The organism is Vulcanisaeta moutnovskia 768-28 (assembly GCF_000190315.1).
Classification (GTDB): domain Archaea; phylum Thermoproteota; class Thermoprotei; order Thermoproteales; family Thermocladiaceae; genus Vulcanisaeta; species Vulcanisaeta moutnovskia.
On record NC_015151.1, the window covers coordinates 1675928 to 1685551 of the forward strand.

At 47.2% G+C, this 9624-nt stretch carries 16 protein-coding genes; 6 read left to right on the forward strand and 10 right to left on the reverse strand.

Features of this window, described 5'->3' with window-relative positions:
* Positions 1 to 10: 10 nt before the first annotated feature.
* Genes VMUT_RS08760 through VMUT_RS08770 form a run of 3 tightly spaced genes read right to left on the reverse strand, consistent with a single transcriptional unit; the run spans position 11 to position 2371 of the window.
* The gene (locus VMUT_RS08760; protein ID WP_013605058.1) at positions 11 to 709 is read right to left on the reverse strand and encodes a ribosome assembly factor SBDS; all 699 of its coding nucleotides are present in this window, start codon (positions 707 to 709) and stop codon (positions 11 to 13) included.
* Positions 710 to 756: 47 nt separating this feature from the next.
* The gene (locus VMUT_RS08765) at positions 757 to 1515 is read right to left on the reverse strand and encodes an ABC transporter (protein ID WP_013605059.1); all 759 of its coding nucleotides are present in this window, start codon (positions 1513 to 1515) and stop codon (positions 757 to 759) included.
* On the reverse strand, positions 1502 to 2371 hold the full coding sequence (locus VMUT_RS08770) for an ABC transporter ATP-binding protein (RefSeq protein ID WP_013605060.1): 870 nt from the start codon (positions 2369 to 2371) through the stop codon (positions 1502 to 1504). The genes VMUT_RS08765 and VMUT_RS08770 overlap by 14 nt, the downstream gene beginning before the upstream one ends.
* A gap of 57 nt (positions 2372 to 2428) precedes the next feature.
* Here VMUT_RS08770 and VMUT_RS08775 point away from each other — a divergent pair, with 57 nt between their 5' ends.
* Together VMUT_RS08775 and VMUT_RS08780 are read left to right on the forward strand one after the other, a co-directional pair.
* A complete protein-coding gene (locus tag VMUT_RS08775; RefSeq protein WP_013605061.1) occupies positions 2429 to 2968 on the forward strand; it encodes a 30S ribosomal protein S4 in 540 nt (179 codons plus the stop codon).
* Between the two features lie 57 nt (positions 2969 to 3025).
* Positions 3026 to 3712, forward strand: a complete 687-nt coding sequence (locus VMUT_RS08780) for a hypothetical protein (protein WP_013605062.1) — start codon at positions 3026 to 3028, stop codon at positions 3710 to 3712.
* A gap of 15 nt (positions 3713 to 3727) precedes the next feature.
* Here the strand turns inward: VMUT_RS08780 and VMUT_RS08785 are convergent, their stop codons facing one another.
* The 4 genes from VMUT_RS08785 to VMUT_RS08800 all read right to left on the reverse strand — a co-directional run bounded on the left by VMUT_RS08785 (position 3728) and on the right by VMUT_RS08800 (position 5249).
* A complete protein-coding gene (locus VMUT_RS08785) occupies positions 3728 to 4087 on the reverse strand; it encodes a retroviral-like aspartic protease family protein (RefSeq protein WP_013605063.1) in 360 nt (119 codons plus the stop codon).
* A gap of 46 nt (positions 4088 to 4133) precedes the next feature.
* Positions 4134 to 4457 (reverse strand): nucleotidyltransferase family protein, encoded by a 324-nt coding sequence (locus VMUT_RS08790; protein ID WP_013605064.1) that lies wholly within the window; start codon positions 4455 to 4457, stop codon positions 4134 to 4136.
* Positions 4445 to 4759: a HEPN domain-containing protein gene (locus VMUT_RS08795; protein ID WP_258167454.1), complete on the reverse strand. Its 315-nt coding sequence runs from the start codon at positions 4757 to 4759 to the stop codon at positions 4445 to 4447. Before VMUT_RS08795 ends, VMUT_RS08790 begins: the two co-directional genes overlap by 13 nt.
* A gap of 127 nt (positions 4760 to 4886) precedes the next feature.
* Positions 4887 to 5249, reverse strand: a complete 363-nt coding sequence (locus tag VMUT_RS08800; protein ID WP_013605066.1) for a retroviral-like aspartic protease family protein — start codon at positions 5247 to 5249, stop codon at positions 4887 to 4889.
* A gap of 69 nt (positions 5250 to 5318) precedes the next feature.
* Between VMUT_RS08800 and VMUT_RS08805 the strand changes: the two genes are divergently transcribed.
* From VMUT_RS08805 to VMUT_RS12680, 3 genes are read left to right on the forward strand one after another with little or no spacing between them, the layout of a single operon-like run.
* Positions 5319 to 5684 (forward strand): ATP-binding protein, encoded by a 366-nt coding sequence (locus VMUT_RS08805; protein ID WP_013605067.1) that lies wholly within the window; start codon positions 5319 to 5321, stop codon positions 5682 to 5684.
* A 19-nt stretch (positions 5685 to 5703) separates the two neighbouring features.
* A complete protein-coding gene (locus VMUT_RS08810) occupies positions 5704 to 7077 on the forward strand; it encodes an RNA-guided endonuclease InsQ/TnpB family protein (RefSeq protein WP_013605068.1) in 1374 nt (457 codons plus the stop codon).
* Positions 7078 to 7125: 48 nt separating this feature from the next.
* Positions 7126 to 7284, forward strand: coding sequence for a hypothetical protein (locus VMUT_RS12680; protein WP_013605069.1), 159 nt, complete (start codon positions 7126 to 7128; stop codon positions 7282 to 7284).
* Positions 7285 to 7437: 153 nt separating this feature from the next.
* Here VMUT_RS12680 and VMUT_RS13240 read toward each other — a convergent pair whose 3' ends face one another.
* From VMUT_RS13240 to VMUT_RS08820, 3 genes are read right to left on the reverse strand one after another with little or no spacing between them, the layout of a single operon-like run.
* On the reverse strand, positions 7438 to 7563 hold the full coding sequence (locus VMUT_RS13240) for a type II toxin-antitoxin system RelE family toxin (RefSeq protein ID WP_258167455.1): 126 nt from the start codon (positions 7561 to 7563) through the stop codon (positions 7438 to 7440).
* Positions 7560 to 7820, reverse strand: coding sequence for a hypothetical protein (locus tag VMUT_RS08815; RefSeq protein WP_048056985.1), 261 nt, complete (start codon positions 7818 to 7820; stop codon positions 7560 to 7562). Before VMUT_RS08815 ends, VMUT_RS13240 begins: the two co-directional genes overlap by 4 nt.
* The gene (locus tag VMUT_RS08820; RefSeq protein ID WP_048056986.1) at positions 7817 to 8299 is read right to left on the reverse strand and encodes a hypothetical protein; all 483 of its coding nucleotides are present in this window, start codon (positions 8297 to 8299) and stop codon (positions 7817 to 7819) included. Before VMUT_RS08820 ends, VMUT_RS08815 begins: the two co-directional genes overlap by 4 nt.
* 97 nt (positions 8300 to 8396) lie before the next feature.
* Here VMUT_RS08820 and VMUT_RS08825 point away from each other — a divergent pair, with 97 nt between their 5' ends.
* On the forward strand, positions 8397 to 9578 hold the full coding sequence (locus VMUT_RS08825; RefSeq protein WP_013605070.1) for a hypothetical protein: 1182 nt from the start codon (positions 8397 to 8399) through the stop codon (positions 9576 to 9578).
* The last annotated feature ends 46 nt before the right edge of the window (positions 9579 to 9624 follow it).

Here is a 9624-nt window from a genome sequence, read left to right on the forward strand (position 1 = left end):
AGTTCAATTACTATGATGTTGACATTAACTTAACATCCCCTGAACCATGAGTCAACTCATTAACCTTAGCAATAATAGTGTCCTGAAGTCCAGCGGGGATCTCGAGTTGCATCACTAGTGATCCATCACCCTCAAACCTCTCCTTAACAACCCTACCCATCCTCGATAATGTACCCCTAACCTTATGCGCATACTCGGCTGGAGCTCTCACCTCAAGCACACTAACTGCTACCTTGAGAGGTAGGATCTTTTGCAGAGCCTTTATTATGGCGTTTACCTGCTCCTCAATGGGTTTGAATGGGTCTATGGCAACATCCACCTGCTGCATTGCGGTCTCAACCCTCTGTGGAGGTACTGGAGTCCTAGTCCTAGTGTCTATGCAGTTCCTACTGATCCAATCAATGATCTGCTTCCTCTTCTGCTCAATGAGTCTCTTCCTCTGGTCGGCAGTGAGCGGTAACTCGCCGTTCTTAACAATGAACTCGGCAACCTTCCTGGGGTCTGTGGTCTTGAAAACCCTCATTAACGACTCCTCGCTCGCCCTAAGGCCCTTCCTCGCGTCCTTGTATATTGTGTCTGTAATCAACACCTTATCAATACCTATAGACTTGCCAAGTCTCATGTCCAGGGCTGCGTCAGGGTCGACAAGTATTTCGAAAACATAACCATCCTTCTCATACCTAGCAATCACGTAATTCCTCTTACTCATATCATTTAGTTCTATGCAGGGGAATTTTTAATTCTTCCACACATAACCTATGGAGTTCTCCACCTGGCAATCCTCAATGTTAGGATGGTACCCATCACACACCAAATAATACTAGAGAGATACGCACCACCCACCTGTAGTAGAGAGTAATGGGTTATCCCAATTGCGTTTTGAATTATCATGGCGCTTGTTGATGTCGGCACTAGGTAGGCAATCCACCAGGCACTGCCTAGGTACGTGGCTGGGTAGTAAACTGGGGGCAATACCCCAAGCGCCAGCGTCAGTAGGCTAACGACAGCCCAGATATACCTAATGTATGTGAATAGGGTTGATGAGTAGAAGGCTATGGAGGAAATGGCGTACCAAAGGAGTATTAATGATGCGGTAATCTCCAGGGCACCCCATAAATCAATAACTACCCTAAGCGCCAATAGCACTGCGAATAATACAATACCAGGTAATGTAAAGACAGCCTCACTAAGCGCCAGACCAATGGTATATGCCAGTGGACTTGTTGGTGTTGCCACAATCATTTGCTGAAACTTAAGCTCAAGTCTATAGTAAGCAGAATCAGCGATAAGGGCTGTGCCACTCGAGAGCATTGTCCAAACAAGTCCACCGACAATGCCCATCATCATACCAATTCCACGATAAAGCACTGTGAGTAATATGAGTAATGAGATTGGTGTTGCTAGGGTCGATATTGTCCACAGTGGCGACCTAAGTATCGGCAACAACCCATTAAGCCAGGCGAGCACCAAAACAGCCCTTAACTGATGCCTTAAACCACCCCTAGCCCTCCTCACTCTCCTCACCCCAGGACTTAATAGTAACTAGGACATAGTGCTCAAGGGACTTTGGCGAAACTCTAAGAGCACCATTGCCGACCTCATCGAGGGAGTTCACGAAGGAGAAACATGAAGAGCCAACCCTAATGCATGAGCCATTACTCATTGATGCTGGGTACTCAACAACGTACTTACCAGGCAATTTCTCAATGAGTTCACTAGGCCGTCCCCGCGTTATTACTAGACCATTATCTATTAGGAGGACAATATCCGATATCTGCTCAGCCTCCTCGATGTAATGAGTCGTTAGGAATATCGAAGCGCCACCATTACTATATCGCCTCAGGGAATTCCAAACAATGCGCCTAGACGCTGCGTCAAGACCGACTGTTGGTTCATCGAGAAATACTACCTCAGCGTTTGAGGCAAGCACTGCAGCTACGAGAACCCTCCTCATCATGCCGCCCGACAATTGATAAACAGGGGTATTCCTAAGTTCCCAAAGACCAAGTTCATCAAGTGAATTCCGGGTCGCTTCTCTAGCATCACTCCTTGATAGGCCGCGGAGTAGTAAGTATGAGTAAACGAATTCGTAGGGAGTCATGTAGGATATGGGCCTAGCGTCCTGGGGTATTACGGCAATTCTACGCCTAACCTCAGAGACTTGCCTAACAACATCGAAACCAGCAACATAGGCCTCACCACCATGTGGCATCAACTCTGTCGTTAATATCCTGATCAACGTCGTCTTACCTGCCCCATTTGGGCCGAGTAATGCGGCTATCACGCCATAATCAACATCAAGATCTATACCCCTCAAAACCTCCTTGCTGCCGAAACTCCTCCTCAATTTTCTTGTCATTATTGCCTGCATTACATGATCTGCTGAGGAACCTCAAATTTAAAAAGGGTTCTATGCCTATGTCGTTGAATGGGCGATCCAAAGAGATCAAGGAAGAAGTACCTTGGTGGTAAGCCGAGGAGGCTTTGGAATAGGCAGTTGCTTGAGGAGGAGCTTAGGTTGATTGGTGAGTACGGCCTTAGGAATAAGAGGGAGCTTTGGCTCGCGAGGACACTGCTCAGGGAAATAAAGCACAGGGCCAGGTCACTGCTCTCAATGCCCGCTGAGCAGAGAGCTAGGCTTGAGACTGAGTTCAAGGCTAGGCTGTTTAGGGCTGGTTTTATTCCCGAACAGGAAATACCGCTTGATGCCGTGTTATCACTTGACGTAAGGGCAATACTGGATAGGAGGTTGCAATCCATTGTTTATAGGAGGGGTTTGGCCAAGACGATTTATGAGGCAAGGCAGTTGGTAACTCATGGGCATATTGCCGTTGATGGCAGGGTAGTCAAATCACCAGGTTACCTGGTGCCAAGGGGCCTTGAGGATAAGGTGATCTATGCAATAACAAGCCCGATACTGAAGAGACTATTAACACAGCAACAAGGCACTACGACGCAGCCCGCATAATCATAGTCGATATAAAGGCAAAAAGAATTTATTAACGCTAAGTGCATTCAATATGCCATGGATGCAACGCTTATCGCTAGCATTATTGGGCCTATAGTGACTATAGTCACGATACTGGGCACAACGCTTTACTGGCTCGGTGGTAAGTTCAAGGAAATAGACATGAGGTTCAGAGAAATAGATATGAGGTTTGGGCAAATCAATGAGAAATTCGAGGAAATAGATAGAAGGTTTGAAGAGGTTGATAAAAGGTTTGAGGAGATGAATAAAAGGTTTGAAAGGGTTGATGAGCGTTTTGATAGGCTTGAGAAGAATTTAAAGAGTTATGTTGATGAGAAGTTCGACATACTTAATGCTAGGATTAGTAGGTTGGCTGAGGCCTATAGCGATTACCAGGAGTTCTTCGTTGAGTACTTGACGGCGGAGGGCTTGTTGAAGGCTGAGAAGGCTTCAATGCTTCGTAATGAGGCGAGGAGGGTCATGAGACTTGCCGCCTCGGGTAACCCACTTAGTAAGGAGGAGTGGGATAGGATTAAGGAGCTTCTTGATAAGGACGTGCTTACGCTTGAGGAGGCCCTGGAGCTTAGGGAATTGGCTAGGAAGGTGGTTAAGGAGTACGGTGAGTACCCGGAGGCCTGGAAACTGCACATATATGCGAGCATAATGGTTGGCGAGGCAATTAGGAGGCAGTCGCAGCAACAACAGCAGGGGCAGAGGGAGCAGGGCCAGCAGAAGCAGTGTTGAGCACTGATTCTAGTGCTAATAGAGCAGGGCTCCCTTTCTCTTCCTGACTAGCCTACCCGTGCTCGGATCGACCATTAAGTTTAGAGTCTCCAAGGTTGTCTGTCCAATGAGGACCTTATCTAAACTGCCAATCACCATCACAGGCACAATCTTCCTACGACCCTCAACCTCAACCAACGCCGAGCTAGCCACATACTCGACCTCACCCTTCGCCGTCTCGGCAACGTCCCTATAAAACATGGGTAACCTCAACTCCTCAGCCAAGTCCCTGGGCACCGCCGTGTCCGTGGCCCCAGTATCGACCAAGGCATCCACATCCTTAACGATAGAACCATCCAACGAGCCAATCCTAATCCTGACCCAGACCTCGCCCATGACAACCTCAATATCATAGATGAAACTAATAAGCCTTTGTAACCCTTCAAAAGATCCTGACAGCACCCCTCAAGAACCAGGTGTATGGTGGCTTATCCCTATCCCTCGCATTAACGACCTTGATATCGAATAAGTAAGCCAATTCGCCAAACCTGTCCTCAATCTCCTCGATTATCCTGACCTTAATATCCAATGGGTCCTCACTTTCAATCACTAAAAGAATATCTATGTCACTTGATCCTGTGATCCTGCCCGTGACCACGGAACCAAAGACGTAACACTCAATACCGTACTTCCTAAGTATCGGTAGAACCATATTAATCAACGACCTCCAATCCCTAAGTAGTTCAATCCTCCTTATAGGCTCCATAACCTCCTCACTAGATCAACCACGGCCTCCGTGGTTTTAACAGCAATCTCAGCCCTATCCCTATCAATACTGGGTATCCCATACTGCCCAAGGCTCCTCGAATCCTCAAGTATTATCAACTCCCTACGATTGCTACTCACGAAATCCCTAACATCCTCACCCACATTACCTCCTAACCGATTAACCACCAAACTCAGTAAAGACCTAATATTATGCGTCCTTGGAGGTTCAATGCCCAGCTTAATGAGTAGCGCCTTAACGGCTAATTGAGCCGCGATCCCCCGCGTTAACAGCCGCGGCATTGTAAAAACCTCTCTCAAACGATACCCTGGCAACAATTAAGTACTCCTCAGCCCTACTCATGAAATCCTCCGCGGTATCCAAACTCATAGAAAGGCAAGTAATGCCTAACCATGCAGGGTAATAAACCTATTGATATAGGGTTAGGAGCAACACGCCAATCCTCTCCAGCCTACCAGTGGTTAGGTCCACCCTAAGGCCGAAGGACTCCAGCGTGGTCACCCCAATCAGTAACTGCTCGATCTCATCGCCGATCAGAACTACGTTAGTCCTCTCCTCACCCATAAGCCTAATAACGGCAATGCCCTCCTCAAGCACGACCTCGCCCCTGGCGGTCACCACTTTGACGCGCTTACCGGTGCTGGTTATGCCCAACTCCTCAGCGACCCTTCTCGGAACCACGGTATACGTGGCTCCAGTATCCACAAGCGCCCTGAACCTACCAACACCCTTACCGCCAATTAACTCAATATCAACATACACATGACCCACAATTAGACATTGGTTTTTGATATTTAAATAACCTGCATCAGGCTAAGGCTTAAGTAGTGGGGGTGATACTTGCTCTTCAGCACGGAACCTAAGACATCGTTAGAGGAGCTTTTTGACAGGGAAGTTGAGGTTGAGAGGTTTAGGAGGGGTCTTAATGAGAGATTGATTCTGGTGCTTGGTGTTAGGAGAGTTGGTAAATCAAGTCTCGTACTCTCGGTGCTTAATTCCTTAGGGATTGACTACGTATTTATCGATGTGAGGAAACTCTATGACAATGTCTCGAGGAAGGTACCAGCGGAGAGGATATACGATGAATTGAAATCATCATTACATAGGCTCAGCCTTTGGGAGAGAGTTAAGGATATCGTTAATGAGGTTGATAGTGGTGGTGGCAGGCCTTGCTCCTTCTGGGGTGGGGTAGGGTTTTTAGGTTGAAGGTTTGTGCTCTTTTTCAATGGCATCCTTCCCCGGTGAACTCTTGGAAAATGGGGAGTGGGGGCCGACTACTCCCGCAATACCGGGGGAGGGCGTCCGTGAGGTGGAATTCTCGAATGTTAGGACAAACGTTGTTCGTCTATTACCCAACGGTTTTCAGGATAGGAAGTTGAGGAGACTTGCTAACATCTCGGCTAAGTTATTTAACGAGGTTAATTATGAAAGGAGGCAACAGTTCTTCCGTGGGGAACAAGTGGATTTTAAGGGGACGTGGAAAAAGTATTATGAGAAGTATAAGGGAATACTAGGTGTTAATGCCCAGGCGGTGCTTCAGAAGAATAATGAGGCTTGGTCCTCATTCTTCTCCCTATTGAAGCTTAAGAAGGAGAGGAAATTACCACGTTTCCTAAAGCCAAACCCACCTGGCTACTGGAAGGATATGGAGACTAGAAGGAGGAAACTAATACTAGTTATTAGACAAGATAGGTATGAGGTTGATGAGCAGAGGCATGTAATCATCCTCAAGGATTTTAAAATGGAGATTGAATTCGCTGGTAGGTTGAGGTGGTTTGGTAAGCAGGGTAGGCTCGAGATACACTATGACGAAACCAGGAATGCTTGGTACGCCTCAATACCTGTCGAGGTTGGTGTTGAGGAAACAAGGACTGGTAAGAGGAGTAAGTACATCGTGAGGGGAGAAAGGAGGAGTATACAAATCGCTACTCCTAAAGGGAGTAAGGTTGCTTCAATTGACTTGGGTGTTAACGTTTTGGCGAGTGTGGTGGTTAGTGATGGGACGTGGTTGCTGTACAGGGGTGTTAGGGCTAAGGAGGACTACTTCTACTTCCAGAGGAGGATTTCTGAAATTCAATCCTGGCTGGATAAGAATAAGGACAGGCTCCTTGATGACGCAATTGAGGAGGTAAGGAGGGAGGTAGGGAGACTTCATGGCAAGCTAAGGAGGAGGTTGCTCCACCTCTACAGAAACCTGGCATCCCACCTCATTAAAAAGCTCCATGAACTAGGCGTCTCAACCATCTACCTTGGCTACCCATTCAACATTGCCCAGGAGAATGGTAACAAGTTCACGGTGAACATGTGGTCATACCGCAAGTTAATGGAGGTCATTGAACTAAAGGCACAGGAGTACGGCATTAAGGTGTATGAGGTCCTTGAATACAACACGTCTAAATACTGTGCTTACCATGGTGTTGAGGTTAATAGACAACCGAGGGGTGTTGTTAACTGCCCAATGGGTCATAAATTGCATGCTGACCTAAACGGCGCACTGAACATAATGAAGAAAGCCACAAACCCAGTGGTCCCAGCAATTAAAAAACCACTATCTTTCCTTGTCCTTCATAACAGAGTAGCACCCACAAAAGGGGTGTAACCCCCAAGACCCCAGGAAACCCACGCCCTCCAGGGCGAGGAAGGGGTCATGAGGTACGTAATGGCTAGACTCGGTGTGAGACCGACGAATGTCACACTGTCTAGGGACTTAAATAACCTAGTTAAGATGAGTTTCCTGACCAAGGACGGTGAGTTTTACGGCATTCCGGACCCAATAATTAGGTATGCCGTGCTTAAGATGAGGTAGTTAATTACGGCATCTACAGTTTTTCATAAATATTCTCCCGCTTGCCTATGGTGATTACCCTTATGGCGCGTTGCGTATGGTTTATTTTGGTAGATTATCCTGTAATCACCCACCCTAGCTTGGCATAATCCCCTGAGCCTTCCCTTAAGCTCCTTACTCGCAAATTGGGTTGCTGGCTAGCTCATTAATCCTCTCTAGGATCCTATCACACGCATCATTAGGGAGATCCCTCAATGACCTCTCTGCTTCTCGCGAAAACTCCACCCTGTAACTATTCATTGTTTAATCACGCCCTCCTCCCTCAACGCCTTGTAGCTCTCGTCACTGATTAGTAGGTCTAGCGTGTCTATGTATGCATCAAGCTCCTCCGCGTATGCCCTGGACCACTGGGCAAGTGCGTCGAGGTTCTCCCTCCTGAATTCCTTAACAATGCCCAGCACTGCGGTTGTTGCTGAGTACCACGCGAACATTGTAGCCATTAGGTAGGCCGACGTTTCACCAACCTCATTAAGTGCTCGTTCGTTAATCCTGCTCATGAGTCCATCAAAAACCCATACCTAACCATGTTATCTATGACCCACTGGTCATGTTCAATGAGTATGGATAATGCGTAAATGAGGTCCTCGGCACGTGGGTAATTGGTCGACCTAATCAACCTAGTCAATTCCCTACCAAGCCCCAACTCGGCCCTGCTAAAATCATTAATGCTAATTCTCCCCAAACCAATGTTGCTGGACACATACTGGGTTAGCCTGATTATGGGGTTTATGATCTTAACCGTGAATGTCGATAAATTAGTTAGAAATGCATTGCTGAGGTTATCGGCACTCAGGACAGTACGAACCTCATTATCTAACACATCCCTAAAGGCGCTCAAGGCGCTATCCATTAAATCCCTTGGTATGCCCAGGGCAGTCACGTAATCAATGGATTTCTCAACAACCAATGCCGCAGCCCCACCAAGTCCCACAGGCCTCGGAATCAAGTACTGCTGCAATATAACCGACGCTTCCACACTAAATTTAGCCTAATTCCTCTTAAAAATCATTCCCATCAAAGACCAATGCCAGTCGTTGTAGTGCCTTATTAATTAAGTTGGTAGTACTCTATCGATGAGGAGCAGTGGTTCACTATCGACAATACTCGCCGGAGTACTAGTACTAATTGCCCTACTCATGGGTATTGGCATTGCCGTTGAGGTTATGTCCACGGTAATAACCCTGGAAGGCATAGCCGCTAACCACGTGAATACGGTGGGCAGGGTAGCAGCCACGTACAGCGGTCTAATAACGCAGGGAGATACATTAATAAGCACCAAGGGTCCGGTGACGGTGATTGGTGCCGTGACGCCAAGTGGCTTTGAGGCAATTAACCTAACGACTTATGAGTATGTAAATAACGGCACAGAACCCGAGTTACTGCTGACTAATGTTGGGCCTGTGATGCTTGACCCAACGCAACCAGTTACAAATAACCCAGCCCTAGATGCTAACCCAATTAGCTACTACCTATACCACTGGGTCTCCGCGGTGATAACCACGAGGCAGAACCAACAAAGCCAGTACTCAGGGGTCATAATAACACTGGGCAATAATTACTACTTACTGCACATAGACCCTAATTACGTGATTGGTCCTTTAAATAGCCTAAACACGTACATAACCAAGGATTATGGTATTGGGCAGTGGGGTTGCGAGGCATTATATGGTGGTATCGGTGTTGGCGGTTCATGGTCCACATGCCCAGTACCGCCACCTGGGCCAATAGGCACGGCCGTTTATAGTGGGTACTGGCCGCAGATAATCATTAATCCCATTAATAACACTGCAATAGGTATAAGCCTGATAATCCCCAACGACACGAGCTTCATTAGACAGCCCCAATACTTCACACTCTACGTACTGAGCCAAGGTAATGAGGCTTGGCTTAATTCAGCATGCCAGGGAACACACTCAATAACACAGATACCCAACCCAAACCCACCCTACAACCCATTACCTGCACCGAATAATTGCACATTCGACATGACCTGGATACAATTCCCAAATCAAAGAGGCATTACGTGTTATAGCCACGGCTGGGTTTGGTGCACATTATCGCAGATAGTGACGTACAATATAACGATGAATATGAATCAACAAGTACCGAGTAAGTACTACCTAGTGATGGTAATTACATACCCGCAGGGATACCCAAGCCAATGGTTCGTGTGGAACGTAACGAGCACAGGGCAGGGCTACCCAGTTTGGTTGGATGCGACTGGTCAACCGGCAATGGTTGAGATGCCGGGTTAGTCCATCATCAATCAATTCCTAATAAAACGCACAGAGGAGTTTACGG